The sequence below is a fragment of the Streptomyces sp. NPDC054783 genome, from assembly GCF_053611725.1.
Genome location: NZ_JBSHAY010000009.1, coordinates 57,328 through 83,220, shown reverse-complemented (window position 1 = coordinate 83,220; position 25,893 = coordinate 57,328). Strand labels below are relative to the sequence as shown.

General features: G+C 66.5%; 38 protein-coding genes and 1 pseudogene. 3 read left to right on the top strand and 36 right to left on the bottom strand.

Annotation, left to right across the window (positions count from 1 at the left end; all coding sequences use genetic code 11):
• Positions 1 to 84: 84 nt before the first annotated feature.
• The 29 genes and pseudogenes from map to ACWGJ5_RS17955 form a co-directional block, all read right to left on the bottom strand.
• Positions 85 to 921, bottom strand: a complete 837-nt coding sequence (gene map, locus ACWGJ5_RS18095) for a type I methionyl aminopeptidase (protein WP_453310665.1) — start codon at positions 919 to 921, stop codon at positions 85 to 87.
• A 100-nt stretch (positions 922 to 1,021) separates the two neighbouring features.
• Positions 1,022 to 1,684 carry an adenylate kinase gene (locus ACWGJ5_RS18090; RefSeq protein ID WP_453310664.1) on the bottom strand — a complete coding sequence of 221 codons (663 nt, stop codon included), beginning with the start codon at positions 1,682 to 1,684 and terminating at the stop codon, positions 1,022 to 1,024.
• Positions 1,684 to 2,997, bottom strand: a complete 1,314-nt coding sequence (gene secY, locus ACWGJ5_RS18085) for a preprotein translocase subunit SecY (RefSeq protein WP_385311883.1) — start codon at positions 2,995 to 2,997, stop codon at positions 1,684 to 1,686. Before secY ends, ACWGJ5_RS18090 begins: the two co-directional genes overlap by 1 nt.
• A gap of 244 nt (positions 2,998 to 3,241) precedes the next feature.
• Positions 3,242 to 3,697 carry a 50S ribosomal protein L15 gene (gene rplO / locus ACWGJ5_RS18080; RefSeq protein ID WP_014674382.1) on the bottom strand — a complete coding sequence of 152 codons (456 nt, stop codon included), beginning with the start codon at positions 3,695 to 3,697 and terminating at the stop codon, positions 3,242 to 3,244.
• Positions 3,698 to 3,699: 2 nt separating this feature from the next.
• Complete coding sequence (rpmD, locus tag ACWGJ5_RS18075) at positions 3,700 to 3,882, bottom strand: 50S ribosomal protein L30 (protein WP_003998814.1); 183 nt, start codon at positions 3,880 to 3,882, stop codon at positions 3,700 to 3,702.
• Positions 3,883 to 3,884: 2 nt separating this feature from the next.
• Positions 3,885 to 4,490, bottom strand: a complete 606-nt coding sequence (gene rpsE, locus ACWGJ5_RS18070) for a 30S ribosomal protein S5 (protein WP_019753099.1) — start codon at positions 4,488 to 4,490, stop codon at positions 3,885 to 3,887.
• A 36-nt stretch (positions 4,491 to 4,526) separates the two neighbouring features.
• Positions 4,527 to 4,910: a 50S ribosomal protein L18 gene (gene rplR / locus ACWGJ5_RS18065; protein WP_014674380.1), complete on the bottom strand. Its 384-nt coding sequence runs from the start codon at positions 4,908 to 4,910 to the stop codon at positions 4,527 to 4,529.
• Positions 4,911 to 4,913: 3 nt separating this feature from the next.
• Complete coding sequence (gene rplF, locus ACWGJ5_RS18060; protein WP_453310663.1) at positions 4,914 to 5,453, bottom strand: 50S ribosomal protein L6; 540 nt, start codon at positions 5,451 to 5,453, stop codon at positions 4,914 to 4,916.
• Positions 5,454 to 5,477: 24 nt separating this feature from the next.
• A complete protein-coding gene (rpsH, locus tag ACWGJ5_RS18055) occupies positions 5,478 to 5,876 on the bottom strand; it encodes a 30S ribosomal protein S8 (RefSeq protein WP_007384075.1) in 399 nt (132 codons plus the stop codon).
• Between the two features lie 214 nt (positions 5,877 to 6,090).
• A complete protein-coding gene (locus tag ACWGJ5_RS18050; RefSeq protein WP_003948630.1) occupies positions 6,091 to 6,276 on the bottom strand; it encodes a type Z 30S ribosomal protein S14 in 186 nt (61 codons plus the stop codon).
• A gap of 5 nt (positions 6,277 to 6,281) precedes the next feature.
• Positions 6,282 to 6,839 carry a 50S ribosomal protein L5 gene (rplE, locus tag ACWGJ5_RS18045; protein WP_061920719.1) on the bottom strand — a complete coding sequence of 186 codons (558 nt, stop codon included), beginning with the start codon at positions 6,837 to 6,839 and terminating at the stop codon, positions 6,282 to 6,284.
• The gene (gene rplX, locus ACWGJ5_RS18040; protein WP_133043289.1) at positions 6,839 to 7,162 is read right to left on the bottom strand and encodes a 50S ribosomal protein L24; all 324 of its coding nucleotides are present in this window, start codon (positions 7,160 to 7,162) and stop codon (positions 6,839 to 6,841) included. Before rplX ends, rplE begins: the two co-directional genes overlap by 1 nt.
• Before the next feature lie 2 nt (positions 7,163 to 7,164).
• Entirely contained in the window at positions 7,165 to 7,533 is a 369-nt protein-coding gene (gene rplN, locus ACWGJ5_RS18035) for a 50S ribosomal protein L14 (RefSeq protein ID WP_003998823.1), read from the bottom strand.
• Positions 7,534 to 7,633: 100 nt separating this feature from the next.
• The gene (rpsQ, locus tag ACWGJ5_RS18030) at positions 7,634 to 7,918 is read right to left on the bottom strand and encodes a 30S ribosomal protein S17 (protein WP_153539280.1); all 285 of its coding nucleotides are present in this window, start codon (positions 7,916 to 7,918) and stop codon (positions 7,634 to 7,636) included.
• Complete coding sequence (gene rpmC / locus ACWGJ5_RS18025) at positions 7,918 to 8,142, bottom strand: 50S ribosomal protein L29 (protein ID WP_023547377.1); 225 nt, start codon at positions 8,140 to 8,142, stop codon at positions 7,918 to 7,920. Before rpmC ends, rpsQ begins: the two co-directional genes overlap by 1 nt.
• A complete protein-coding gene (rplP, locus tag ACWGJ5_RS18020; RefSeq protein WP_030788270.1) occupies positions 8,142 to 8,561 on the bottom strand; it encodes a 50S ribosomal protein L16 in 420 nt (139 codons plus the stop codon). Before rplP ends, rpmC begins: the two co-directional genes overlap by 1 nt.
• A gap of 5 nt (positions 8,562 to 8,566) precedes the next feature.
• Positions 8,567 to 9,385: a 30S ribosomal protein S3 gene (rpsC, locus tag ACWGJ5_RS18015; RefSeq protein ID WP_055706471.1), complete on the bottom strand. Its 819-nt coding sequence runs from the start codon at positions 9,383 to 9,385 to the stop codon at positions 8,567 to 8,569.
• Positions 9,385 to 9,732 carry a 50S ribosomal protein L22 gene (gene rplV, locus ACWGJ5_RS18010; protein ID WP_019329637.1) on the bottom strand — a complete coding sequence of 116 codons (348 nt, stop codon included), beginning with the start codon at positions 9,730 to 9,732 and terminating at the stop codon, positions 9,385 to 9,387. The genes rpsC and rplV overlap by 1 nt, the downstream gene beginning before the upstream one ends.
• Before the next feature lie 43 nt (positions 9,733 to 9,775).
• On the bottom strand, positions 9,776 to 10,057 hold the full coding sequence (gene rpsS / locus ACWGJ5_RS18005) for a 30S ribosomal protein S19 (protein WP_023547380.1): 282 nt from the start codon (positions 10,055 to 10,057) through the stop codon (positions 9,776 to 9,778).
• A 12-nt stretch (positions 10,058 to 10,069) separates the two neighbouring features.
• Positions 10,070 to 10,906: a 50S ribosomal protein L2 gene (rplB, locus tag ACWGJ5_RS18000; protein ID WP_228621219.1), complete on the bottom strand. Its 837-nt coding sequence runs from the start codon at positions 10,904 to 10,906 to the stop codon at positions 10,070 to 10,072.
• A gap of 38 nt (positions 10,907 to 10,944) precedes the next feature.
• Positions 10,945 to 11,364 (bottom strand): 50S ribosomal protein L23, encoded by a 420-nt coding sequence (rplW, locus tag ACWGJ5_RS17995; protein WP_453310662.1) that lies wholly within the window; start codon positions 11,362 to 11,364, stop codon positions 10,945 to 10,947.
• On the bottom strand, positions 11,364 to 12,020 hold the full coding sequence (gene rplD / locus ACWGJ5_RS17990; RefSeq protein WP_453310661.1) for a 50S ribosomal protein L4: 657 nt from the start codon (positions 12,018 to 12,020) through the stop codon (positions 11,364 to 11,366). The genes rplW and rplD overlap by 1 nt, the downstream gene beginning before the upstream one ends.
• An 8-nt stretch (positions 12,021 to 12,028) precedes the next feature.
• Complete coding sequence (rplC, locus tag ACWGJ5_RS17985) at positions 12,029 to 12,673, bottom strand: 50S ribosomal protein L3 (protein WP_062706771.1); 645 nt, start codon at positions 12,671 to 12,673, stop codon at positions 12,029 to 12,031.
• A gap of 17 nt (positions 12,674 to 12,690) precedes the next feature.
• Positions 12,691 to 12,999 (bottom strand): 30S ribosomal protein S10, encoded by a 309-nt coding sequence (rpsJ, locus tag ACWGJ5_RS17980; RefSeq protein WP_003948644.1) that lies wholly within the window; start codon positions 12,997 to 12,999, stop codon positions 12,691 to 12,693.
• 1,156 nt (positions 13,000 to 14,155) lie between these two features.
• Positions 14,156 to 14,296 (bottom strand): hypothetical protein, encoded by a 141-nt coding sequence (locus ACWGJ5_RS17975; protein WP_453310660.1) that lies wholly within the window; start codon positions 14,294 to 14,296, stop codon positions 14,156 to 14,158.
• 98 nt (positions 14,297 to 14,394) lie between these two features.
• Positions 14,395 to 15,381, bottom strand: a complete 987-nt coding sequence (locus tag ACWGJ5_RS17970; protein ID WP_453310659.1) for a hypothetical protein — start codon at positions 15,379 to 15,381, stop codon at positions 14,395 to 14,397.
• A 97-nt stretch (positions 15,382 to 15,478) separates the two neighbouring features.
• On the bottom strand, positions 15,479 to 15,964 hold the full coding sequence (locus ACWGJ5_RS17965) for a hypothetical protein (protein WP_453310658.1): 486 nt from the start codon (positions 15,962 to 15,964) through the stop codon (positions 15,479 to 15,481).
• 226 nt (positions 15,965 to 16,190) lie between these two features.
• A complete protein-coding gene (locus tag ACWGJ5_RS17960; protein WP_453310822.1) occupies positions 16,191 to 16,370 on the bottom strand; it encodes a DUF397 domain-containing protein in 180 nt (59 codons plus the stop codon).
• Positions 16,371 to 16,943: pseudogene (locus ACWGJ5_RS17955) on the bottom strand (DUF5753 domain-containing protein); the annotation flags it as partial.
• 4 nt (positions 16,944 to 16,947) lie between these two features.
• Here ACWGJ5_RS17955 and ACWGJ5_RS17950 point away from each other — a divergent pair.
• Complete coding sequence (locus ACWGJ5_RS17950) at positions 16,948 to 17,211, top strand: hypothetical protein (RefSeq protein WP_453310657.1); 264 nt, start codon at positions 16,948 to 16,950, stop codon at positions 17,209 to 17,211.
• A 201-nt stretch (positions 17,212 to 17,412) separates the two neighbouring features.
• Here the strand turns inward: ACWGJ5_RS17950 and ACWGJ5_RS17945 are convergent, their stop codons facing one another.
• From ACWGJ5_RS17945 to ACWGJ5_RS17935, 3 genes are read right to left on the bottom strand one after another with little or no spacing between them, the layout of a single operon-like run.
• Positions 17,413 to 18,066 carry a serine/arginine repetitive matrix protein 2 gene (locus ACWGJ5_RS17945; RefSeq protein ID WP_453310656.1) on the bottom strand — a complete coding sequence of 218 codons (654 nt, stop codon included), beginning with the start codon at positions 18,064 to 18,066 and terminating at the stop codon, positions 17,413 to 17,415.
• A gap of 37 nt (positions 18,067 to 18,103) precedes the next feature.
• Entirely contained in the window at positions 18,104 to 18,289 is a 186-nt protein-coding gene (locus ACWGJ5_RS17940) for a DUF397 domain-containing protein (protein WP_453310655.1), read from the bottom strand.
• On the bottom strand, positions 18,286 to 19,131 hold the full coding sequence (locus ACWGJ5_RS17935; protein WP_453310654.1) for a helix-turn-helix domain-containing protein: 846 nt from the start codon (positions 19,129 to 19,131) through the stop codon (positions 18,286 to 18,288). The genes ACWGJ5_RS17940 and ACWGJ5_RS17935 overlap by 4 nt, the downstream gene beginning before the upstream one ends.
• Before the next feature lie 149 nt (positions 19,132 to 19,280).
• Between ACWGJ5_RS17935 and ACWGJ5_RS17930 the strand changes: the two genes are divergently transcribed.
• Positions 19,281 to 19,796 carry an ATP-binding protein gene (locus ACWGJ5_RS17930; protein ID WP_453310653.1) on the top strand — a complete coding sequence of 172 codons (516 nt, stop codon included), beginning with the start codon at positions 19,281 to 19,283 and terminating at the stop codon, positions 19,794 to 19,796.
• A gap of 88 nt (positions 19,797 to 19,884) precedes the next feature.
• Here ACWGJ5_RS17930 and tuf read toward each other — a convergent pair whose 3' ends face one another.
• The 4 genes from tuf to rpsL form a co-directional block, all read right to left on the bottom strand.
• On the bottom strand, positions 19,885 to 21,078 hold the full coding sequence (gene tuf, locus ACWGJ5_RS17925; RefSeq protein WP_201816804.1) for an elongation factor Tu: 1,194 nt from the start codon (positions 21,076 to 21,078) through the stop codon (positions 19,885 to 19,887).
• 155 nt (positions 21,079 to 21,233) lie between these two features.
• A complete protein-coding gene (fusA, locus tag ACWGJ5_RS17920) occupies positions 21,234 to 23,360 on the bottom strand; it encodes an elongation factor G (protein ID WP_453310652.1) in 2,127 nt (708 codons plus the stop codon).
• A gap of 39 nt (positions 23,361 to 23,399) precedes the next feature.
• Positions 23,400 to 23,870, bottom strand: a complete 471-nt coding sequence (gene rpsG, locus ACWGJ5_RS17915) for a 30S ribosomal protein S7 (RefSeq protein WP_003992340.1) — start codon at positions 23,868 to 23,870, stop codon at positions 23,400 to 23,402.
• Positions 23,871 to 23,872: 2 nt separating this feature from the next.
• Positions 23,873 to 24,244, bottom strand: a complete 372-nt coding sequence (gene rpsL, locus ACWGJ5_RS17910) for a 30S ribosomal protein S12 (protein WP_003948652.1) — start codon at positions 24,242 to 24,244, stop codon at positions 23,873 to 23,875.
• A gap of 456 nt (positions 24,245 to 24,700) precedes the next feature.
• Here rpsL and ACWGJ5_RS17905 point away from each other — a divergent pair, with 456 nt between their 5' ends.
• Positions 24,701 to 25,477, top strand: coding sequence for a Crp/Fnr family transcriptional regulator (locus tag ACWGJ5_RS17905; RefSeq protein WP_453310651.1), 777 nt, complete (start codon positions 24,701 to 24,703; stop codon positions 25,475 to 25,477).
• The last annotated feature ends 416 nt before the right edge of the window (positions 25,478 to 25,893 follow it).

Here is a 25,893-nt window from a genome sequence, read left to right as displayed (position 1 = left end):
AGTCAGTCTACGTCGGCCCACCCGGAAACGCGAATCGAGGGAGTCTGCCCCATCAGGGTGATCCCTAAGCGAGCGGCCGCTGTCCTAGGCGAGCGGATCGGGCGCGGCCGTGATGCCGTACTCCGCCAGCTTGGCCTTGCCCCCGTCGGGAGCCGTCAGCACCAGCGGGCCCTGCTCGGTGAGCGCCACCGAGTGCTCCCAGTGCGAGGACCAGGTGCCGTCGGTCGTGATGACCGTCCAGTCGTCGGAGAGGACCTCGGTGCGCGGGGTGCCGAGGGAGACCATCGGCTCGATCGCGAGGCAGAAGCCGGGCACCAGCTTGGGGCCCTTGCCGCGGCGGCGGTCGACGTAGTTCAGCAGATGCGGGTCCATGTGCATCTCGGTGCCGATGCCGTGGCCGCCGTAGTCCTCGATGATCCCGTACTTGCCGCCGCCCGGCTTCGGCTGGCGGCGGATGTACGTCTCGATCGCGCGGGAGACGTCGACCAGCCGGTTGCCCTGCTTCATGGCCGCGATGCCGGCCCACATCGACTCCTCGGTCACCCGGGAGAGCTCGATCAGCTCCGGGGCGTGACCGGAGCCCACGAACGCCGTGTAGGCCGCGTCGCCGTGCCAGCCGTCGACGATCGCGCCGCAGTCGATGGAGATGACGTCGCCGTCCTTGAGGACGACCTCGTCGGAGGGGATGCCGTGGACGACGACGTCGTTCACGGACGTGCAGATGGTCGCGGGGAAACCGCCGTAGCCCAGGAAGTTCGACTTCGCGCCGTGTTCGGCCAGCACCTTGCGGGCGACCTCGTCCAGGTCCTTGGTGGAGGCGCCGGGCACCGCGGCCTCGCGGGTGGCCGCGTGGATGGCGGCAACGACCAGACCCGCCGCACGCATCTTCGCGATCTGCTCGGGCGTCTTGATCTGCACCATGGGGGCCTGCGCTCTCCGTCACTCACATCGGCTGGGACATCTGTACAACAGTACGGCCGCGGCACCCGGGGAGGGCACCGCGGCCGAAGGAGCCGGGCTGTTACTGCTCGGCCTTCTCGCGCTTGAGTGCCTCCAGCGCCCGCTGCGTGATCTCGTCCACGGGGCCCAGGGAGGAGATCGTCACGACCAGGCCCTGCGCCTTGTAGTAGTCGATGATCGGCTCGGTCTGCGTGTGGTAGACCTCGAGCCGCTTGCGGACGGTGTCCTCGGAGTCGTCGTCGCGCTGGTACAGCTCACCGCCGCAGACGTCGCACACGCCCTCCTTCTTCGGCGGGCTGTAGGTCACGTGGAAGACGTGCGAGGACTCGTTGCGGCAGATACGGCGGCCGGCGATGCGCTTGACGACCTCGGCCTCCGGGACCTCCAGGTCGAGGACGGCGTCCAGCTTGATGCCCTCGGTCTCCAGGAGCTGGTCCAGCGCCTCGGCCTGCGACACGTTGCGCGGGAAGCCGTCCAGCAGGAAGCCCTTCTCGGCGTCCGGCTGCTCCATGCGGTCCTTGGCCATGGCGATCGTGACCTCGTCGGGGACGAGGTTGCCGGCGTCCATGTAGGACTTCGCGAGCTTGCCCAGCTCGGTCTGCTGGCTGATGTTGGCCCGGAACAGGTCGCCCGTGGAGATGTGCGGGATCGACAGCTTCTCGGCGAGGCGGACGGCTTGCGTTCCCTTACCGGCACCCGGCGGCCCGACGAGGACGATACGCATCAGCGGAGGAACCCTTCGTAATTGCGCTGCTGGAGCTGGCTCTCGATCTGCTTCACCGTCTCGAGACCGACACCCACGATGATCAGGATGCTGGTACCACCGAACGGGAAGTTCTGGCTTGCCCCGAAGCCCACCAACGCCATTGTCGGTACGAGAGCGATCAGACCCAGATACAGCGAACCCGGCCAGGTGATCCGGTTGAGCACGTAGCTGAGGTACTCAGCGGTCGGTCGGCCAGCCCGGATGCCCGGGATGAAGCCACCATACTTCTTCATGTTGTCGGCGACTTCCTCGGGGTTGAAGGAGATCGCCACGTAGAAGAACGCAAAGAAAACGATCAGCAAGAAGTACGAAACGATGTAAATCGGGTGATCGCCCTTGGTCAGGTTCTGCTGGACCCACTGTGCCCAGCCCGACTTGTGCCCCGCGAACTGCGCGACCAGCGCCGGAATGTAGAGCAGCGACGAGGCGAAGATGACCGGAATCACACCGGCCTGGTTCACCTTGAGCGGGATGTAGGTGGACGTACCGCCGTAGGAACGACGGCCGATCATGCGCTTCGCGTACTGGACCGGGATGCGGCGCTGGGCCTGCTCGACGAAGACGACGAGCCCGACCATGACCAGGCCGACCAGGATCACGGTGCCGAACTCGATCCAGCCGCCGGCCAGGGTGCCCTGCTTCTTGATCGCCCACAGCGCGGACGGGAAGGTGGCGGCGATCGAGATGAACATCAGGATCGACATGCCGTTGCCGATGCCGCGGTCGGTGATCAGCTCACCGAGCCACATCACCACGCACGTACCGGCCGTCATGCAGACGACCATCGTGATCGTGGTGAAGATCCCCTGGTTGGGGACGATCTGGTTCGCCACCGAGCAGGTGCCGAACAGAGCACCGCTGCGGGCAGTGGCCACCAGACCGGTGCCCTGAAGGATGGCCAGCGCCACGGTCAGGTAGCGGGTGTACTGCGTGATCTTGGCAGTGCCGGCCTGACCCTCCTTCTTGAGGGCTTCCAGGCGCGGGATCACGACCGTCAACAACTGCAGGATGATGCTGGCCGTGATGTACGGCATGATCCCGAGCGCGAAGATCGTGATCTGCAGCAGCGCACCGCCACTGAACATGTTGACCAGTCCGAAGAGACCCTGGTTACCGGAGGCCTCGCGGACACACGTCTGGACGTTCCGGTAGTTGACGCCCGGGATCGGGATGTGGGTGCCGATCCGGTACACCACGATGATGGCCAGCGTGAACAGCAGCTTCTTGCGCAGGTCGGGCGTCCTGAACGCCCGGGCGAACGCGGTGAGCACGGTGCCTCCTGCGACCCCCGCGCAACTGCGTCAAGGGTGACGGTCTTGAGGTTCGACGGATACAGACGAATTACTAACGGTCAACTGCCGCTCAGGGTGCCCCATGGGAGGCATCCATTGAAAGTAGGCAGTGCTGGCTACCTTACCGGCGAGAGCACCGCCCTAGGAACGACCAACCGGGGATACCCCTTTTGTGGGGTATCCCCGGTCGGGATCGTTCACGTCATCGAGGGACCTGAGGGGCTCAGACCAGCTCGGTGACCGTACCGCCGGCGGCGGTGATCTTCTCCTTGGCGGAGCCGGAGACGGCGTCGACCGTCACCTGCAGCGCCACGGAGATCTCGCCCTGGCCGAGGACCTTGACGAGGCTGTTCTTGCGAACGGCACCCTTGGCCACCAGACCCTCGACGGTGACCTCGCCACCCTCGGGGTAGAGCGCGGCCAGCTTGTCGAGGTTCACGACCTGGTACTCGGTCTTGAACGGGTTCTTGAAGCCCTTCAGCTTCGGGAGGCGCATGTGCAGCGGCATCTGGCCGCCCTCGAAGCGCTCCGGAACCTGGTAGCGGGCCTTGGTGCCCTTGGTACCACGACCGGCCGTCTTACCCTTCGACGCCTCACCACGACCGACACGGGTCTTGGCGGTCTTGGCGCCGGGGGCCGGACGGAGGTTGTGGATCTTCAGCGGGTTCTGCTCCGCCATGATCAGTCGACCTCCTCGACCGTCACGAGGTGGCGGACGGTGTGCACCATGCCGCGGAACTCGGGGCGGTCCTCCTTGACGACCACGGTGTTGATCCCCTTGAGACCAAGCGACCGCAGGGTGTCACGGTGGTTCTGCTTGCTGCCGATGTAGGACTTGACCTGCGTGATCTTGAGCTGTGCCATGATTACGCACCCGCCCCGGCACGCGCACGAAGGAGAGCCGCGGGAGCGACGTCCTCGAGCGGCAGACCACGGCGGGCCGCGATCTCCTCGGGACGCTGCAGACCCTTCAGGGCCTCCACGGTCGCGTGCACGATGTTGATCGCGTTGTCGGAGCCGAGCGACTTCGACAGCACGTCGTGGATACCGGCGCACTCGAGCACGGCACGCACCGGACCACCGGCGATAACACCGGTACCCGGGGACGCGGGCTTGAGCAGCACGACGCCGGCAGCCTTCTCACCCTGGATCGGGTGCGGGATGGTGCCCTGGATCCGGGGGACCTTGAAGAAGTGCTTCTTGGCCTCCTCAACGCCCTTGGCGATGGCGGCCGGCACCTCCTTGGCCTTGCCGTATCCGACACCCACGGTGCCGTCACCGTCGCCCACCACGACCAGCGCGGTGAAGCTGAAGCGACGACCACCCTTCACAACCTTGGCGACGCGGTTGATCGCGACGACGCGCTCAACGTACGCGGTCTTCTCGGCGGCAGCAGCGCCGCCGTCACGGCCCTTCCGGTCCCGCCGCTCGCCGCCACCGGCACCGCTTCCGCGGCGCTGGGGTCCAGCCATTGGATTACCTCTCTCTTTCCGCTAGCTACAAGCGGCTCAGAACTTGAGCCCGGCCTCGCGGGCGGCGTCCGCCAGGGCGGCGATGCGCCCGGCGTACTGGTTGCCACCACGGTCGAACACGACGGCCTCGACACCGGCGGCCTTGGCACGCTCGGCGACCAGGGCGCCGACCTGCTTGGCCTGCGCGGACTTGTCGGCCTCGCCGCCACGGATCGACGCGTCCAGAGTGGACGCCGACGCCAGCGTGTGGCCCTTCAGGTCGTCGATCACCTGCGCCACGATGTGGCGGTTGGAGCGGGTCACGACCAGACGGGGGCGCTCCGCCGTACCGGAGATCCGCTTGCGGATCCGGATGTGACGGCGCTTGATCGCGGCGCGCTTGTAGGCGTCGCCCTTGAGGATCTTCTGCCCGTATGCCATGGCTTACTTACCCGCCTTTCCGACCTTGCGGCGGATGACTTCGCCCTCGTACTTGACGCCCTTGGCCTTGTACGGGTCGGGCTTGCGCAGCTTGCGGATGTTGGCCGCAACCTCGCCGACCTTCTGCTTGTCGATGCCCTCGACCGAGAAACGGGTGGGGGCCTCCACCTTGAAGGTGATGCCCTCGGGGGCCTCGACCAGGATCGGGTGGCTGTAACCGAGAGCGAACTCCAGGTTCGAACCCTTGGCGGTCACTCGGTAACCGACACCGCTGATCTCGAGCTTCTTCACGTAACCCTGGGTCACGCCGGTGATCATGTTCGCCACCAGCGTGCGGGAGAGGCCGTGCAGGGCCTTGCTCTGACGCTCGTCGTTCGGGCGGGTCACCTGGAGGGTGCCGTCCTCGCCCTTAGCGATGTCGATCGGAGCCGCGACGGTGTGGGTCAGCGAGCCCTTGGGACCCTTGACCGAGACCGTACGGCCGTCGATGGTGACGTCCACGCCGGCGGGAACCGTGATGGGGAGCTTGCCAATACGCGACATAGCTGTTTCCTCCGTTCCCTTCTGCTACCAGACGTAGGCGAGGACTTCCCCACCCACGCCCTTCTTGCCGGCCTGCTTGTCGGTGAGGAGCCCGTGCGACGTGGAGATGATCGCCACGCCCAGGCCGCCGAGCACCTTCGGCAGGTTGGTGGACTTCGCGTACACCCGGAGACCGGGCTTGGAGATCCGCTTGATGCCCGCGATGGAGCGCTCACGGTTGGGGCCGAACTTCAGCTCCAGGACGAGGTTCTTGCCGACCTCGGCGTCCTCGACCTTCCAGCCCGTGATGAAGCCCTCCTGCTGGAGGATCTCCGCGATGTGAGACTTGATCTTGGACGCCGGCATCGTCACGGAGTCGTGGTACGCCGAGTTCGCGTTCCGCAGACGCGTCAGCATGTCTGCGATCGGATCAGTCATGGTCATGAATTGGCCTTCGGCCTCTCTCGCCGGGGTTTCCTGGTGCGCCATCCCTCTCCCCGATCCGAGACGGGACGGGTGCGGCGCGGTGGACCTACGGCGTAGTAAGTCGTACGGGCGACTGTCAGGCGCCCAACCCTCCAAGCCTAAGCCATGAAGGGGTGGGCGCCTGACACACCCATTGCTTACCGAGAGCTTCAGGAATCCCTAAAAGCGGGGATTACCAGGAGCTCTTGGTCACGCCCGGCAGCTCGCCACGGTGAGCCATCTCACGAAGGCACACGCGGCAGAGGCCGAACTTGCGGTACACGGAGTGCGGACGGCCGCAGCGCTGGCAGCGCGTGTAGCCACGCACACCGAACTTGGGCTTGCGAGCAGCCTTGGCAATCAGAGCCTTCTTCGCCATCTCGCTCACGCCTCCTTGAACGGGAAGCCGAGGTGACGAAGGAGCGCGCGGCCCTCAGCGTCGTTGGTCGCCGTGGTGACCACGGTGATGTCCATGCCCCGGGTACGGTCGATCTTGTCCTGGTCGATCTCGTGGAACATGACCTGCTCCGTGAGACCGAAGGTGTAGTTGCCACGGCCGTCGAACTGCTTGGGGGACAGGCCGCGGAAGTCGCGGATGCGCGGCAGCGCGAGCGACAGGGTGCGGTCCAGGAACTCCCACATGCGGTCGCCACGGAGCGTGACGTGGGCACCGATCGGCTGGCCCTCACGCAGCTTGAACTGCGCGATGGACTTGCGGGCCTTGGTGACGGCCGGCTTCTGACCGGTGATCGTGGTGAGGTCGCGGATGGCGCCCTCGATCAGCTTGGAGTCGCGGGCGGCGTCGCCCACACCCATGTTGACCACGATCTTCACGAGGCCGGGAACCTGCATGACGTTCTCGTACTTGAACTCGTCACGCAGCTTGCCCGCGATCTCCTCGCGGTACTTCTGCTTCAGACGCGGAGTGGTGGTGGTAGCCATCAGATGTCCTCACCCGTCCGCTTGGCAACGCGGATCTTGTTGCCTTCGTCGTCGAAGCGGTAGCCGACACGCGTGACGACCTTCTGACCGTCCTTCTCCACGACGAGCTGAACGTTGCTCACGTGAATCGGGGCCTCGGTGGTCACGATGCCGCCGGCCTGGGAGCCGCTGGCGGTCGGGCCGGCCTTGGTGTGCTTCTTGACCCGGTTGACACCCTCGACCAGGACGCGCTCGTCGCGCGGGTAAGCGGCAATGACCTTGCCCTGCTTGCCCTTGTCCTTACCGGTGATGACCTGGACCAGGTCGCCCTTCTTGATCTTCATGCTTACAGCACCTCCGGCGCGAGCGAGATGATCTTCATGAACTTCTTCTCGCGCAGCTCACGGCCGACCGGGCCGAAGATGCGGGTGCCGCGAGGGTCGCCGTCGTTCTTCAGAATGACGGCGGCGTTCTCGTCGAAGCGGATGTACGAGCCGTCCGGACGGCGGCGCTCCTTGACGGTGCGAACGATGACCGCCTTGACGACGTCACCCTTCTTCACGTTGCCACCGGGGATCGCGTCCTTGACGGTGGCGACGATGACGTCACCGATGCCCGCGTAGCGGCGACCGGAGCCACCGAGCACACGGATGCAAAGGATCTCCTTCGCACCAGTGTTGTCGGCGACACGCAGTCGCGACTCCTGCTGGATCACGTCTATCTCCTGAATGTCTGCCGGTTCCCCGGGGGCCGCTCAACCGAGCGGCCCCCGGAGCCTGGCGGAACTGTCCTGCGAGGGGCGCCCCGCAGGAGAATTACTTGGCCTTCTCGAGGATCTCGACGACGCGCCAGCGCTTCGTCGCGGACAGCGGCCGGGTCTCCATCAGGAGGACACGGTCGCCGACACCCGCGGCGTTCTGCTCGTCGTGCGCCTTGAGCTTGTTGGTACGGCGGATGACCTTGCCGTACAGCGCGTGCTTGACGCGGTCCTCGACGGCGACGACGACGGTCTTGTCCATCTTGTCGCTGACGACCAGACCCTCACGGGTCTTGCGGAAACCGCGCGCCTCGGTGTTCTCAGTCACGTTCTTCTCGCTCATCAGGCGTTCTCCACCGTCTCGATGCCGAGCTCACGCTCACGCATGAGGGTGTAGATCCGGGCGATGTCCTTGCGGACCGCCTTGAGACGGCCGTGGTTCTCGAGCTGGCCCGTCGCCGCCTGGAAGCGGAGGTTGAACAGCTCTTCCTTGGCCTCGCGGAGCTTCGCCAGAAGCTCCTCGTTACCCAGCTCGCGCAGCTCGGACGCCTTGGTACCGACCGACATCACGCTTCACCTGCCTCGCGCTTGACGATGCGGCACTTCATCGGCAGCTTGTGAGCCGCACGAGTGAGAGCCTCACGCGCAATCTTCTCGTTCGGGTAGGACAGCTCGAACATGACCCGGCCCGGGTGCACGTTCGCGATCCACCACTCCGGCGAACCCTTACCGGAACCCATGCGGGTCTCGGCCGGCTTCTTCGTGAGCGGGCGGTCCGGGTAGATGTTGATCCAGACCTTGCCGCCACGCTTGATGTGGCGGGTCATCGCGATACGAGCCGCCTCGATCTGGCGGTTGGTCACGTACGCCGGCGTGAGGGCCTGGATGCCGTACTCGCCGAACGCGACCGTGGTACCGCCCTTGGCCTCACCCCGACGCTTGGGGTGGTGCTGCTTGCGGTGCTTGACCCTACGAGGGATCAGCATGTCGGTCAGGCCTCCGTTCCGGTGCTCTCAGCCGGAGCGGCGGGGGCCTCGGCCTTGGGGGCCTCGGCGCCGGCAGCCTGCTGCGGCTTGCGACCGCGCCGCTCGCCACCACGGCCACCACGGGCCGGGCGGTCGGCGCCACCGCGGGCCGGGCGGTTACCCGCACGGGCGGCAGCGTTCTCGGCGCGGACCTCGGCGATGTTCTTGACGTCGCCCTTGTAGATCCAGACCTTCACACCGATGCGGCCGAAGGTCGTCTTGGCCTCGAAGAAGCCGTAGTCCACGTTCGCGCGGAGCGTGTGCAGGGGCACACGGCCCTCGCGGTAGAACTCCGAGCGGGACATCTCGGCGCCGCCGAGACGGCCGCCGCACTGGATCTTGATGCCCTTGGCGCCGGCCTTCATCGCCGACTGCATGCTCTTGCGCATGGCACGGCGGAAGGAGACGCGGGAGGACAGCTGCTCGGCGACGGCCTGGGCCACCAGCTGAGCGTCCGTCTCCGGGTTCTTGACCTCGAGGATGTTCAGCTGGACCTGCTTGCCGGTCAGCTTCTCCAGGTCACCGCGGATGCGGTCGGCCTCGGCGCCGCGGCGGCCGATGACGATGCCCGGGCGAGCGGTGTGGATGTCCACGCGGACGCGGTCACGGGTGCGCTCGATCTCAACCTTCGAGATACCGGCGCGCTCCATGCCGGACGTCATCATCCGACGGATGGCGACGTCTTCCTTGACGTAGTCCTTGTACAGCTTGTCGGCGTACCAACGCGACTTGAAGTCGGTCGTGACACCGAGCCGGAACCCATGCGGGTTTACCTTCTGGCCCATTACCGGGTTCCTTCCTTGCTGCTGACGACCACGGTGATGTGGCTGGTCCGCTTGCGGATCCGGTAGGCACGGCCCTGGGCACGCGGACGGAACCGCTTCAGGGTCGGACCCTCGTCGACGTACGCCTCGGAGATGTAGAGGCTGTCGGCGTCGGTGTGGTCGTAGTTGTGCGCGGCGTTGGCGATGGCGCTGTCGAGCACCTTGCCGACCGGCACGGAGGCTGCCTGCGGAGCGAATCGCAGAACAGCCTGGGCCTCCGTGGCGTCCATGCCACGGATGAGGTCCACCACGCGGCGGGCCTTCATGGGCGTGACGCGGATGTACCGCGCCTGGGCCCTGGCTTCCATGGTTGTCCCTTCAGTTACTTACGTGTCTGAATGCGATCCGCTACTAGCGGCGCTTCGACTTCCGGTCTTCCTTGACGTGACCCCGGAAGGTGCGCGTCGGCGAGAACTCGCCGAGCTTGTGGCCGACCATCGACTCGGTGACGAACACCGGGATGTGGGTCTTGCCGTTGTGCACCGCGAGCGTGTGGCCCAGCATGGCCGGGACGATCATCGAGCGGCGGGACCAGGTCTTGATGACGTTCTTGGTGCCGGCTTCGTTCTGGGCGTCCACCTTCTTGATCAGGTGGTCGTCGACGAAGGGCCCCTTCTTCAGGCTACGAGGCATCTCAACCCGTCCTTAGCGCTTCTTGTTCGTCTTGCGGCGGCGGACGATGTACTTGTTCGACGCCTTCTTGGGCGAACGAGTACGGCCTTCCTTCTTGCCCCACGGGGACACAGGGTGGCGACCACCGGAGGTCCGGCCCTCACCACCACCGTGCGGGTGGTCGACCGGGTTCATCACGACACCACGGACGGTCGGGCGAACGCCCAGCCACCGCTTACGGCCGGCCTTGCCCCAGTTGATGTTGCTCTGCTCGGCGTTGCCGACCTCGCCCACAGTGGCGCGGCAGCGGACGTCGACCAGACGGACCTCACCGGACGGCATGCGCAGGTGGGCGTAGGCGCCCTCCTTCGCGAGCAGCTGCACGGAGGCACCGGCCGAGCGGGCGAACTTGGCGCCGCCGCCCGGACGCAGCTCGATGGCGTGCAGGGTCGTACCGACCGGGATGTTGCGCAGGGCAAGGTTGTTGCCCGGCTTGATGTCGGCCCCGGGACCGTTCTCGATCCGGTCGCCCTGGTTCAGGCCACGCGGCGCGAGGATGTAGCGCTTCTCGCCGTCCGCGTAGTGCAGCAGCGCGATGCGAGCGGTGCGGTTGGGGTCGTACTCGATGTGCGCGACCTTCGCCGGCACGCCGTCCTTGTCGTGACGACGGAAGTCGATCACGCGGTAGGCGCGCTTGTGTCCGCCACCCTGGTGGCGAACGGTCACACGACCGGCGTTGTTACGGCCGCCCTTGCTGTGCAGGGGGCGGACCAGCGACTTCTCCGGCGTGGACCGCGTGACCTCGACGAAGTCGGCGACGCTGGCGCCACGACGGCCCGGCGTAGTCGGCTTGTACTTGCGGATTCCCATTTCTCAGTCCTCGTCCGATATCGGACGATCCGACCCGCTTACGCGGTCGGACCGCCGAAGATGTCGATACGGTCGCCCTCGGCGAGGGTCACGATCGCGCGCTTGGTGGCGGCACGCTGACCGAAGCCGGTCTTCGTGCGCTTGCGCTTGCCCTGGCGATTGATCGTGTTGACCCCGGTGACCTTGACCTCGAAGACCGCCTGGACGGCCTGCTTGATCTGGGTCTTGTTGGCGCCCGGGGCGACGACGAACGTGTACTTGTTCTCGTCGAGGAGCGCGTAGCTCTTCTCGGAGACGACCGGCTTGAGCAGCACGTCACGGGGGTCCGTGAAGGACTTGCTCACCGGGGTCTCGACGGTGTTCTTGCCCTCGGCGGCGTGACGACGCGCCTTGGCGACGCGCGCGGCCTTGGCGGCCTTGGCGGCCTTCGAGGCGATGCTCGGGTGACGGATGGCCATCAGACCTCGCTCCCTTCGGTGTCGTTGGCCTTCGGGCCGGCGACGAAGGACTCGAAAGCGGCCTGGGTGAAGACCACGTCGTCCGAGACGAGAACGTCGTACGTGTTCAGCTGGCCCGGCTCCAGGATGTGGACCTGGGGCAGGTTGCGGGCGGACAGCCACGCGGCCTCGTCGGCGCGGTCGACGACCAGGAGCAGGTTCTTGCGCTCCGAGATCTTGCCGAACAGCGACTTGGCGGCCTTCGTGCTGGGGTTCGCGCCCTCGACCACGCCGGAGACGACGTGGATGCGGTTGTGGCGGGCCCGGTCGGTGAGGGCGTGGCGCAGGGCCGCGGCCTTCATCTTCTTCGGGGTCCGCTGCGAGTAGTCACGCGGCTGCGGGCCGTGGACGACGCCACCACCGGCGAACTGCGGCGCGCGGGTCGAGCCCTGACGGGCGCGGCCGGTGCCCTTCTGGCGGTACGGCTTCTTGCCGCCACCACGGACCTCGCCACGGGTCTTGGTCTTGTGCGTGCCCTGACGGGCAGCGGCCAGCTGCGCGACGACGACCTGGTGAAGCAGCGGAACGCTGATCTTCTCTACGCCGAAGATCTCCGCGGGGAGCTCGACGGTACCGGCCTTGTCGCCCGCCGGCGAAAGGATGTCAACAGTGCTCATCGGTTACCTCAGGCCCCCTTGGCCGCGGTGCGGACCAGGACGAGGCCGCCGTTCGGACCGGGAACCGCGCCCTTGATGAGCAGCAGACCCTTCTCCGCGTCAACGGCGTGGACGGTCAGGTTCTGGGTGGTGACCCGCTCGTTGCCCATGCGACCCGCCATGCGGAGGCCCTTGAACACGCGGCCCGGGGTGGCGCAGCCACCGATGGAACCGGGCGAGCGGTGCTTGCGCTGGGTGCCGTGTCCGGCGCCGAGGCCCTTGAAGTTGTGACGCTTCATGACACCGGCGAAGCCCTTGCCCTTGCTCTTGCCGGTCACGTCGACCTTCACGCCGGCCTCGAAGACCTCGGCGGTGACTTCCTGGCCGAGCGTGTACTCGGAGGCGTCAGCCGTACGGATCTCGACGAGGTGACGACGCGGGGTGACGTCGGCCTTCGCGAAGTGGCCCTTGAGGGGCTTGTTCACCTTGCGCGGGTCGATCTCGCCGAAGGCGATCTGGACCGACTCGTAGCCGTCGACGTCGTTGGTACGAACCTGGGTGACGACGTTGGGGCCGGCCTTGACGACAGTGACCGGAACAACACGGTTGTTCTCGTCCCACACCTGCGTCATGCCGAGCTTCTCGCCCAGGATGCCCTTGATCTGCTTAGCCATTCTCAGCTCACCGACCCTCAGAGCTTGATCTCGATGTCGACACCGGCCGGGAGGTCGAGTCGCATCAGAGAGTCAACGGTCTTGGGGGTGGGGTCGAGAATGTCGATCAGGCGCTTGTGCGTGCGCATCTCGAAGTGCTCGCGCGAGTCCTTGTACTTGTGCGGCGACTTGATGACGCAGTACACGTTCTTCTCAGTGGGCAGCGGCACCGGGCCCGCGACCGACGCACCAGTGCGGGTCACCGTCTCGACGATCTTCTTCGCCGAGGAGTCGATGACCTCGTGGTCGTAGGCCTTGAGCCGGATGCGGATCTTCTGTCCCGCCATGGCTACTCAGTAGTCCTGTCTCTCTTACGCTCTGGAACCCGGCGGATTCCTTCTGCTGCCTTCGCTTCTCCGACCCACGCGGTCGGGCGTGTCGCGCTCTCGCTGACACAGATGTCCCTTGTTCGAACATCCCTGCGGGGAATGCGACGGCCCTTCCGGAACCGCGGACCGGGGACCTCGGGCCCACCGGGCGCCTGGCCGGTGCCGCGCTCACACTTCCCGGAAGATTCCCGTACGTCCGCCCCAGTGCTGCCCGAGGGCAGTTAGGACGACGAGTACTGTGGGACTCGCTTCCGGTCCTCCCGGCGGGAGGCGCGCAGCATCAACACTCGACCGAGCAACTCGGACAGTCTGCCATATGGGGCGGGGCGGATGCCAATCGGGGCGGAGAGAATACCCCTGGGGTGACGGGGGTCAAACCGGGGGCGCGGGTCAGCAGCCGTACCGCGCCCGTGCGGGCCGGTTGCGGTCGGTCCGGGATCCGGATCTGCAGCGGGCCGCAGCCCAGTCGGGTGGCCTCCGCGGCCACGGGGGCAGGGTGTTCCCGCTGTGCCCAAGGTCATCCGCATAGAGGGACGGGACCCCAGATCCATCGGCAGCCGTAGCCCGGCGATGCCACAGATCCGATGGTCCAGGCCCACCGGCCGGGGAGCGGGCGCCTCGGCCGACTCGCCGGGCTCGGGCAGCGAACCGGAACAGCCGAGCTCCACCGTGCTGCCGTACGCGACATGGAGCAGGGAATCCACCGAGACGGGCATGTGCACGCCGGCCCGGTCCTACCACGCGTTGTTCTGGGTCTCCGCGTGGATGTGGTCGACGTTCACCGACGTCAGGATCTGGTCCGTGTCGTCCGCCATAGTGGCACGCTTGGCTGCCACACCCAGTTCTGAGCAGCTCAGATCACTCCGATGCTGCTGTCCCCGGTGCCGAGCGCACCCTCTTGTCCCCCAGTAGCTGCCGACACAGCCCGGAGTCTCCGACCTGACCGGGCGGCTGGTGCTTGTTCGCCGAAAGGGCGGGCGCAGGCGACCTTGGCATGGGCCTCGTCGTCAGCCTGCGCTTCGCCGGCGAAGCCGGCTCGCCGGACTCGCCTCGTTGATCCTCAGGCCCTTCGCAAGCTCGGGGACCAGCTCGAAACCGGCGGGAAGAAGGGCTCTCAGCGGTCCGCCTTGTTGACGAAATAACTCACAACGATGAGCAGGCCGAGGATCCCCACGCCGAAGATGCCGAGGGCCGTCCAGATCCCCTTCCCGTCCATCGTGGAGCGCACCCCACCGGCGAGGCCTCCGACAGACATGCACATGCCCAGAACAAGCGTCCGTGAACTCCGGGGTCTCGACCAGTGCCGCAGGTCCGGGCGGCGGCGCCCCGACTTCGGCGGGCCGGCAGAATGCGTCATTGGTACCTCACCTTCCCGGGTTCCCCCGGGGCATCCACATGCGTGTCGCCCGGCGCCTTGGGTGCTTCGGGCGTGTAGTAGAAGTCGATCCCGGTCGCGATCACAGCGACCGGCGCGCCGAATATCTTCTCTCCGACCTTGCCGATCGTGTTGATGAACGTGGGGCGATGGTGTTTGCCGCGTACATCGCTCAGCAGCGCCCCCTTCGAGAGGTGCTTGCTGGCCTCGCCGCCCGCCGCAGAGGGGGTACCGCCAATCAGACCCTGTATCGCACCGTTGATGTCTCCGTGCAGAAGCGCCTCGCCACCGTCCATCCAGGAGCGGTAGCTGAGGAACTCGGCAACGGGCTTGATGGTGCCGCTGCCCCATTTCGCGGGCGGCGTGTACTCCTCCGAGTCCGTCTTGTTCTGCAGCTCCATACGGGCATCGGTTTTCGCATCCTTGAGGGAGCCGTAGTACGTGCTGCCGAACTCATGTTTGTTCTTGGTGAGTTGCCGCAGGCCCCAGGAACAGGTGGAGTCCGCTTCCGCAGCCCGGCCGAGGATGGCGTCGATGCAGCGCTGCAGGGCATCGAGGTCGCTCTGCGTCACCACGATCTCTGGATCCCCGTGCGACATGCGAGGGGGCTGTGCGCTACGACTCAACGAGCCGTCGGCGTGGATCGTGATGCCGTCAGGCGGATTCTCACAAAGATTCTTCAGGTCGTCCCTGGCCGCCTTGATCTTGTCGTGCGCGGAACTCAGCAGGTTTCCTATCGATTCCGCTTCAGTGACGGCGTCTGAGAACTCGTCGCACACCCGGACGACGAACGCCTTGGTCACCGTGGCGTTCTCGCCCTTCCACTCGGTTCCCTGGGCCAGGTTGCGCATGTCCCCGGCTTCTTTGGTGACTTTCTTCAGCAGCGTCGCCGTGGCGGCCCAGTCGTCGGCCGCCGAATGCAGCGACGAGAGATTGACGTGGAGAAGTTCTTCGAAGGTCGGCACCGGCCCCCCTGTCAGTCACGGCGTCGTCGCCGTTGCCCTCTGGAGGGTTCCCCGGTCCACTTCGGAGTCCCTCCATCCCGCACACACTGGCCAGCCGTCACATGACGGGGCCTTCCGCCTTCGGTATGTGGGGCACCTCGTCATCCGAGGTGGCGGGTGGCACGTCCAGGTACTCGGAGATCTTGGAGGCGCTGACCTGCGCGGCAATGAAATCGTCGTCCCGCCGGGAGGACTTCACCGAGTAGTCGAGATGGTTGGAGATCTGAGCGCAAGCGTCGAGCAGCACCTGCAACTGTGCTTGCCAACCCTCATCAGCCTCGGCCAGCGCGGCGCCCATGTCGAACCCGTCGTTCTTCAGGCTTTTCGCAGCGGCCTCGGCGTGCGACTTGGCGTGACTGCCCGCACTCGACAGATGCCGGTGCAGCAGGAAGGCGCTGTGCCCGATCTTCCCCATGTCGTCGTACTTGACGACCAGGTCCGCGCCACTCGGCGATGGCCCTCCTGGATCCACCCCGTCCAGCCGCATCCGGGCCTTCGTCTTCAGCCCCGCCCACTCCTGATCGAACGACGTGCTGTCGGACATGAACCCTCGTTCCCCGTCGACTGGCTGGCGTGCCCCTGTCAGGGTAGCAACCAGGCTAATGCTTAGCGGTAGCAGATTTGCAGCCATGACATTCGCTTAGCGAACCGTGTGATGGCACGCCGCCCCCTCAACGGCCTCCCCCAATGGGCAAAAGGTCAAGGCCTCAACGATGGGCCCGGCTACGGTCACTGACAGTCCCGGCTCGTTCCATAGCGCAGGGAATTCATCAAAGCGCACGAACGAACTCCGACCAGGCCTCTTGCGTCAGCACGAGCTGCGGGCCGTCGGTGTTCTTGGAGTCCCGGATGTGGATGATGGTGGGGGTGGGGGCGACTTCGAGGCAGTCGCCGGGTTCGTTGCTGCTGCTGTAGCTGCTCTTGAACCAGTGGAGTTCCGCAGTGCTCATTGTCTCCCCCAGCGCTCGCTCGATGAAGGCCTGCGACTCCCTCGGCGTGAGAACCTGCGCCCGGATCGTGCCATGGCGCAGCTCAAGGATCCGAAGATCTTTGGGGCTTGAGACCGGGCGGCCGTTGAACGCGCCGTCGGAACGTCCGATCGCCGTGCCGTCGGCGAACTTCAGTACCTCGACCAGGCCCGCAGCTCCGGCGTGCTCCTCCCGGTCGGTCGGCATGACCTGGAGCGTGACGTTCCTCAACTTCGCCACCTCCAAGAGGTGTTCCAGCCGTCGACGCAGCACCATCTTCCCACCGTAGAGACGTTCGAGTGTCACCTGTTCCTGGACGAAACTGAGCGTCGGGGCGGGCTCTCGCTCGAAGACGGCCTTTCGAGCCATACGCGCGGCGGTCTCCCGCTCCACGACGTCTTCGGCGAGGGCGGGCTGCCTCATCTCGTACATTGCTCGTGCGTACTCCGGTGTCTGCAACAGGCCATGGATGTTGTGGTGGCTGTACAGCAGCAAATCCACCGCCCGCCCCTCCAGCTCCGCCAGCTAGCGCCCCTTCTTCGGATACCGGGCCCTCTTCATGTCCTCCGTGAAGGCTGTTCCCGGCGGCGGCACCGGGCGGGGCGGCCGAGCTGACGTTGCCGTTGCCGTTGCCGTTGCCGTTGCCGTGGACGTCGACGTGGACGTAGATGTTCTGCTTCGCCAGTTCGTCGACGGCGGTGCGCAGATCGCTCTTGTGCCGGGCGAAGTCGGCATGCGCATCGCGCAGCAGCCCGAGGACGCTCTTCGCCTCGGCCGCGGCATCCGCGAACTGCTTGGCGGTCTTGGTCACGAACTGCCGTGACACGGTGGCGTTGACGCCCTTCCAGTCCGCCGTGTGGGCCTTCTTCTCCAGGTCCGACGCACTGACGTCGCCGGCGCCTCCGGTGGCGAGCTTCTCCAGCTTGCCGGCCATCGTCTTCCAGTCCTCCACCGCCGTCTTGAGGGTGCCCAGACGCAGATCGGTGAGTTCCTGGACGGTCAGCGAGTCCCCTGCGGCAGCGCGCTAAGGCATCCAGCCAGGCGGCGGGCCCCACTGCGGTGGAGGGGCAAGCGCGGCGGCGAGCCGTCGGCGGTGCCGGCCGCGACGTACGGTGGTGACGATGGTGATGGTCGTGGCCACGGCGAGCGCGGCGAGGAAACAGACGATCCCCACGGCGATGCTCCCGATCGTGGCTCCCACCCGGGGCTTGTCTCCCAGCGCGAACTCGGCCGGCAGCTCCGAGGTGCAGGTGAGCGTGTAGTCGCCGCTGCTGCCGGGTTTCACCTCGAGGACGCGGTCCCAGGAGCGGGAACCGAGGGTGATGCGGAAGGTGCTGTCCGGCTGGGTCATCGACCCGGACCGCATGTCCGGGATCCGGCAGACGACATGGCCCTGTCCGGACTGGGAGACGTAGATCGCCTTCGTCTTCCCCCGGACGAAGCTGAACGTCCGCGAGTCACCGCTGGAGAAGCTGTGGGCGGTGTCGATCGAGTTCACGGTGTCCTTCACCGTCGCGACGATGAAGGCGATACCGACACCGGCCAGCACGAGCCCCAGCAGTGCGGCTACCAGGTACCAGATGCGCCGGGGCCGCAAGTCCTTCGCCGGGATGTTCACCGGCGGAGGCGGCGGGCCGCCGTACGGGGGTCCCCACGGGTACGGATTCTGTATCGCCACAGTGGCGCATGGTACGGCAACCGCTACGGCAGGTTCCTCAACTCGTCGCGTACGACAGGAAGTCCGCCCAGGCGGTGAGCGCGACAGCGAGCTGCGGGCCGTCGGTGTTCTTGGAGTCGCGGATGTGGATGGTGGTGGGGGTGGGGGCGACTTCGAGGCAGTCATTGCCATTGCTGCTGTCGCTGTAACTGCTCTTGAACCAGTGGAGTTCCCGGGTGCTCATAGTTCTCCCAGCGCTTGCTCGATGAAGACCAGAGACTCCTCTGGCGTGAGCGCCTGAGCCCGGATGATGCCATAGCGCAGGTCGAGGACGCGGAGCTGCCTCGGGGTCGAGACCGGGCGGCCTGTGAAGTCACCGTCGGTGCGGCCCATCCCTGTACCGTCCGCGAACTTCAGCACTTGGATACGGCCCCCCGTCCCAGGATGGTTCGCGCGGGCGGTCGGCATCACCTGAAGCTCCACGAACGGCAACCGGGCCACCTCCAGCATGTGTTCGAGCTGTCGGCGCAACACCATTGTGTCCCCGATCGGGCGGCGCAGCGTCACCTCTTCCTGGACGAAGCTGAACTCGGGTGCGGGCGAGCGATCGAAGACGGACTTCCGGGCCATGCGGGCACCCAGCATGCGCTCCAGCTGGTCCGGTGAGTAGGCCGGACGCCAGGTACGAAGCAGCGCTCGCGCGTACTCCTCCGTCTGCAACAGGCCATGGATGTTGTGGTTGCTGTACAGCAGCATCTCCACCGCCCGCCCCTCCAGCTCCGCCAGCTCGCGCACCTTCTTCGGATACCGGGCCCTCTTCATGTCCTCCATGAACGCCCGCAGATGCCCCTGTGCCTTCAGGAGCCGGTCCGCCCGGTCCAGGAACTCCGGCCGGGGGATGCGAGCACCGCGCTCGATCTTGCGGATCATGTCCTCGCCGTACCCCATGGCCTCGGCCAGCTCGGGCACCGTCACACCGGCCGCCTCACGGCACACCCTGAGCAAGCGCCCCACCGCCTGGACCATCGGCTCGATCTCGTCGCCCGGCTCGACGTCCCAGCCCGCCTCGTCCACACCCTCGCCCATGGCTCCTCCTCCGCCGCGCACTCGTACCCGTACAACGCCCGAGACAGCCGAGACAGCCGAGACAAAGCGGGGACAGCCGCCGTACGTAGGGGCGTTGTCACTCACTTACGGACGCAGGTGTCGCCACGCTGAGTGATGTGAATCAAGAAATGGCTGCCCCTGAAAACCAACTCACCGGCACCGTCCCCAACTTCAGCGTGCGGCTGTCCCCCACACCACGCGGTGCCCGTCTCGCCCGACTGCTCACCGAACAGCAACTCCGCACCTGGGGAATTCCGTTGGAGAGAGCGACGCACATCGTCGCCGAGCTCGCCGCGAACGCCGCCACGCACGGACGCGTCCCCGGCCGTGACTTCCAGTTGCTGCTCTACGTCGTCGGCGGCACGCTCCGGATCGAGGTCACCGACACGCGCGGTGACCGCCTTCCCGAACTCGCATGCCCGGCGGCGGAGGGCGAGTCGGGTCGTGGACTCGTCCTCGTGGAGGCCCTGGCCGACCGCTGGGGCGTCGCCCAGGGGCGGCACCCGCGCAAGACCGTCTGGGCCGAGGTCTCCTTCCTGGCACCGGAACCCGGCCGACCGGCTGTGGCCGGCCGACGAGGAGTGGCCGACCTGTCCGTGTGCGAGGCGTCGTACGACCATCCGCCGCTGCAGAACGTGCAGTGAGCCCCCCGCCGAACATGCAGAAGAGGCCCGTACGACCGGAGTCGTACGGGCCTCTCCAAGGTCGGATCGACCTCGAAGCAAGCGGAACTTACTTCGTGATCTTGGTGACCTGGCCGGCGCCCACGGTGCGGCCACCCTCACGGATGGCGAACTTCAGGCCCTCCTCCATGGCGACCGGCTGGATCAGCTCGACCGTCATCTCGGTGTTGTCGCCCGGCATGACCATCTCGGTGCCCTCGGGGAGGGTCACAACGCCGGTCACGTCCGTCGTACGGAAGTAGAACTGCGGGCGGTAGTTGTTGAAGAACGGGGTGTGACGACCACCCTCGTCCTTCGACAGGATGTACGCCTGGGCCTCGAACGAGGTGTGCGGCGTGACCGAGCCCGGCTTGATGATGACCTGGCCGCGCTCGACGTCCTCGCGCTTGATGCCGCGGAGCAGCAGACCGACGTTCTCACCGGCCTGGCCCTCGTCGAGCAGCTTGCGGAACATCTCGATGCCGGTGACCGTGGTGGTGGTCTTCTCGGTCTTGATGCCGATGATGTCGACGGTCTCGTTGACCTTGAGGACACCACGCTCGATACGACCGGTGACGACGGTGCCACGACCAGTGATCGTGAAGACGTCCTCGATCGGCATCAGGAACGGCTTGTCGACGTCACGCTCCGGCTGCGGGATGGCCTCGTCGACGGCGTTCATCAGGTTGAGGACGGAGTCCACCCACTCCTTCTCGCCCTCGAGGGCCTTCAGAGCGGAGACCTTGACGACCGGAACGTCGTCGCCCGGGAACTCGTACTCGGAGAGGAGCTCACGGACCTCGAGCTCGACGAGCTCCAGGATCTCCTCGTCGTCCACCATGTCGGCCTTGTTCAGGGCGACGACGATGTACGGAACGCCGACCTGGCGGGCCAGGAGCACGTGCTCCTTGGTCTGCGGCATCGGGCCGTCGGTGGCGGCGACCACCAGGATCGCGCCGTCCATCTGGGCGGCACCGGTGATCATGTTCTTGATGTAGTCCGCGTGACCCGGGCAGTCGACGTGGGCGTAGTGACGCGCCTCGGTCTGGTACTCGACGTGCGCGATGGAGATGGTGATACCGCGCTGGCGCTCCTCGGGCGCCTTGTCGATGTTGTCGAACGGGGTGGCCTCGTTCAGGTCCGGGTACGCGTCGTGCAGCACCTTGGTAATGGCGGCCGTGAGGGTCGTCTTACCGTGGTCGATGTGACCGATGGTGCCGATGTTGACGTGCGGCTTAGTCCGCTCGAACTTCGCCTTCGCCACTGGGGTCCTCCTGTGGAGTGGTTCTGTACGCCTTACTTCATCGGCGCCAGGTGATCTTTGCTGGAAAGCCCGGAACCCGGGGCATTCATCCGGGATTGCGGCTGAATGCCCCTTGAGGCTCCGGAGTCAAGCCTAAAGCGTGTGAACGCGGTGCGTTACTCGCCCTTGGCCTTCGCGATGATCTCCTCGGCGACGTTCCGCGGAACCTCGGCGTAGGAGTCGAACTGCATGGAGTAGCTGGCCCGGCCGGACGTCTTGCTGCGCAGGTCGCCGACGTAACCGAACATCTCCGAAAGGGGCACGAGGCCCTTCACGACGCGGGCACCGGCCCGCTCCTCCATGGCCTGGATCTGGCCACGGCGGGAGTTGATGTCGCCGATGACCTCACCCATGTAGTCCTCGGGCGTGGTGACCTCGACGGCCATCATGGGCTCGAGCAGCACGGGCGAAGCCTTGCGCGCGGCCTCCTTGAAGGCCTGCGAACCGGCGATCTTGAAGGCGAGCTCGGAGGAGTCGACCTCGTGGTAGCCACCGTCGATCAGGATGACGCGCACGCCGGTCATCTCGTAGCCGGCGAGGATGCCGAACTGCATGGCCTCCTGCGCACCGGCGTCGACCGAAGGGATGTACTCCTTCGGGATGCGACCGCCGGTCACCTTGTTCACGAACTCGTACGAGGCGTCGCCGCCCTCGATGGGCTCGATCGCGATCTGCACCTTGGCGAACTGACCGGTACCACCGGTCTGCTTCTTGTGGGTGTAGTCCACGCGCTCGACGGCCTTGCGGATCGTCTCGCGGTACGCGACCTGCGGCTTGCCGACGTTGGCCTCGACCTTGAACTCACGGCGCATACGGTCGACCAGCACCTCGAGGTGCAGCTCGCCCATACCACCGATGATGGTCTGGCCGGTCTCCTCGTCCGAGTGGACCTGGAAGGACGGGTCCTCCTCGGCCAGGCGCTGGATCGCGACGCCCAGCTTCTCCTGGTCGCCCTTCGACTTGGGCTCGATGGCGACCTGGATGACCGGCGCCGGGAAGTCCATGGACTCCAGGATGACCGGGTTCTTGTCGTCGGACAGCGTCTCACCGGTGGTGGTCTGCTTCAGGCCCATGACGGCGACGATGTCACCGGCGCCCACCGACTCGATCTCCTCACGCTTGTTGGCGTGCATGCGGTAGATCTTGCCGATGCGCTCCTTCTTGCCCTTGACGGAGTTCAGCACCGAAGAGCCGGACTCCAGGCGGCCCGAGTAAACCCGGACGAAGGTGAGCTTGCCGAGGTGCGGGTCGCTCATGATCTTGAACGCCAGCGCCGACAGCGGTTCCTCGTCGGACGGCTTGCGCTTGACGACGACCTCGGGGTCCTTGACGTCGTGGCCCTCGATGGCCTCGATGTCGACCGGGGACGGCAGGTAGCGCACGACCGCGTCGAGCAGGGGCTGGACGCCCTTGTTCTTGAACGCGGTACCGCAGAACACCGGGGTCACGGTGGTGCCGGTGCCCTTGCCGGACGCGATGGTGATACGACGGATCGCGGCGTACAGCTGCTCCTCGGTGGGCTCGGTGCCCTCCAGGTACAGCTCCATGATCTCTTCGTCGTTCTCGGCCACGGCCTCGAGCAGCTTGCCGCGGTACTCCTCGGCAGCCTCGGTGTGGGTGTCCGGGATGTCGACGACGTCGTACATCTCGCCCTTGGTGGCCTCGGCGGACCAGACCAGGGCCTTCATCGTCACGAGGTCGACGACGCCCTTGAAGTCGGCCTCGGCACCGATCGGGAGCTGCATGACGATCGGCTGAGCGCCCAGGCGGTCAGAGATCATGTCGACGCAGCGGTGGAACTCGGCACCCGTGCGGTCGAGCTTGTTGACGAAGCAGATACGCGGAACGCCGTAGCGGTCCGCCTGACGCCACACCGTCTCGGACTGGGGCTCGACACCGGCGACGCCGTCGAACACCGTCACGGCACCGTCGAGGACGCGCAGCGAACGCTCCACCTCGACGGTGAAGTCGACGTGGCCCGGCGTGTCGATGATGTTGATGGTGTGGTCGACGTCTTCCAGCGGCCAGTGACAGGTGGTGGCAGCAGAGGTGATCGTGATGCCACGCTCCTGCTCCTGCTCCATCCAGTCCATGGTGGCAGCGCCGTCGTGGACCTCACCGATCTTGTAAGACACACCGGTGTAGAACAGGATCCGCTCGGTGGTGGTCGTCTTGCCCGCGTCGATGTGGGCCATGATCCCGATGTTGCGGACCCTGGCCAGGTCAAGTGAAGTGGTAGCCATAAGGCTTCAGTCTTCTCTCGGTCTCGATGTGGGTAGCGACTACCAGCGGTAGTGCGCGAAGGCCTTGTTGGACTCGGCCATCTTGTGCGTGTCCTCGCGCTTCTTGACGGCCGCACCGAGGCCGTTCGAAGCGTCGAGAAGCTCGTTGAGCAGACGCTCGGTCATGGTCTTCTCGCGACGGGCGCGGGAGTAACCGACCAGCCAGCGCAGCGCGAGCGTGTTGGCGCGACCGGGCTTGACCTCGATCGGAACCTGGTACGTCGCACCACCGACACGGCGGGACTTGACCTCGAGGGTCGGCTTGATGTTCTCCAGCGCGCGCTTCAGCGTGATGATCGGGTCGTTGCCCGTCTTCTCACGCAGACCCTCCATGGCGCCGTAGACGATGCGCTCGGCAGTGGAGCGCTTGCCGTTCAGCAGCACCTTGTTGATCAGGGAGGTCACCAGAGGAGAACCGTAGACCGGGTCGATGATGACCGGGCGCTTCGGGGCGGGGCCCTTACGAGGCATTCTTACTTCTCCTTCTTGGCGCCGTAACGGCTGCGAGCCTGCTTGCGGTTCTTGACACCCTGGGTGTCGAGCGAGCCGCGGATGATCTTGTAGCGAACACCCGGCAGGTCCTTCACACGGCCGCCGCGCACGAGCACGATGGAGTGCTCCTGCAGGTTGTGTCCCTCACCCGGAATGTAAGCGGTGACCTCGATGCCGCTGGTCAGACGCACACGCGCGACCTTGCGGAGGGCCGAGTTCGGCTTCTTCGGGGTGGTCGTGAACACACGCGTGCAGACGCCACGACGCTGAGGGGAGCCCTCGAGTGCGGGCGTCTTGTTCTTCTCGACCTTGTCCTGCCGGCCCTTGCGGACCAGCTGCTGGATCGTAGGCACTACTTCTCCGGTTTCTGTGTGCCGATGGGTACAGCTAACCTGGAACATCGCCGACCCACGCGGTCGGGTGTGTCGAATCCGGCGGACTCCCGCCGCAAGGCGAAAAGAGCACAGATTACGGTGGCCGCTCATAGCTCGCGATACGGTTTCAAGGCACGCACGAGAGCCAGGGCACACCCCAGGCACAAGGTCTGAGCGTACCTACCTCACGGACTTCGGTCAAAACAAATGGAGCGGGCACCGACACGCCGGACTTCCCACCTCGCCGGCCAGGATTCGTCCCAGTTGTCCTGCGCGCGCCCCGGGGACGCGACGGCACGGTGTCATGCCTGGTCGCAGGACCGGAAACCACCCTTCGGCCGCGACTGGCCGGTTTCCGCTCTTGCCGGGGATATGCCTGGTGCGCTTTCAGTACGTTGATCCGTCCGCTGCGGGTGAACAATTCGGGGGGCCGGCATGGCGAACACTGGGACGACCGCGTCCGCTCGGGACGACGGCGGCCTGGACGACCGAGTGCCCTTCCTGGCCCGGCTGGAAACCGAGGACCGGGAGACGCTGCTCGCCCTCGGCCGGGAGCTGGCCTTCACCGCCCGCACGGTGCTGATCCACCAGCACGAGCCGTCCTCCCACGTGCTCTTTCTCGTGCAGGGCTGGACCAAGGTGACCGCGGCGGCCGCCAACGGATACGAGGCACTGCTCGCGCTGCGCGGCCCCGGTGACATCGTCGGCGAGTCGGCGGCGCTCACCGGGCGGCCGCGCTCGGCCACGGTGACCGCGCTGGAGCCGGTGCGCTCGCTGGCCGTGGAGCACGAGCGGTTCCGGGACTTCCTGCGCTGCTCCCCCGCCGCCTCCTTCGCCCTGCTGGGCCTCACCGCCGACCGCACCCGCGCGGCCGACCGGCGCCGGCTGGAGTTCGCCTCCATGAACGTGCGCGAGCGGCTCGCCGTCCTGCTGCTGGACCTGGCCCGCACGCACGGCCGCCGCACCGAGGAGGGCATCGAGGTCTCCGTCCCGCTGAGCAAACAGGAGCTGGCGGGCTCGGTGGGAGCCTCCCGCGAGATGGTCCAGCGCCTGCTGAAGGAACTGCGCGACAAACACGCGGTCACCACGGGCCGCCGGGCCCTGCTGATCCATCGCCCCGACATACTGCGCCGGATAGCTGCCGCGGCCTCCGCTCCGGCCCCGGGCGCCCCGTGGATCCCGTCGCCACCGGGGCCACCGGCGGAGGGGTGACGGGGGCACCGGGTCGCGGGGCGGTCGGTCACCCGTGCCTCTGGAGGTGACGGGCGGGCAGCGGGGCCGCCAGGCGGGTGACACCCGCAGGACGGTGACAGCAGTCACCGGGGCGCCGCCGGATGGGTGACGACGACGATGGCAGCGGTCCCTCGTGCGCCAGACGGGTGACGGCCGCAGGACGGTGACAGCGTGCCAGCGGTAGGCAGGGCCGCATCCACCACGGCCGTCCGAAGCGCGACGTCGGCCATCACGGTCCCCAAGTAAAGAAACCGGCCCCGAAGAGTGACCCCGGCCGCCACGGCCACCCGAAAGGGACCGAAGCCCCGAAGGGCGACCGCGGCCCCCGGGGTCACTCTGTGCACACGGTCACACTTCGACTGCGTCATCCGCCCTCACGTCCGCCGCCGCGGCGC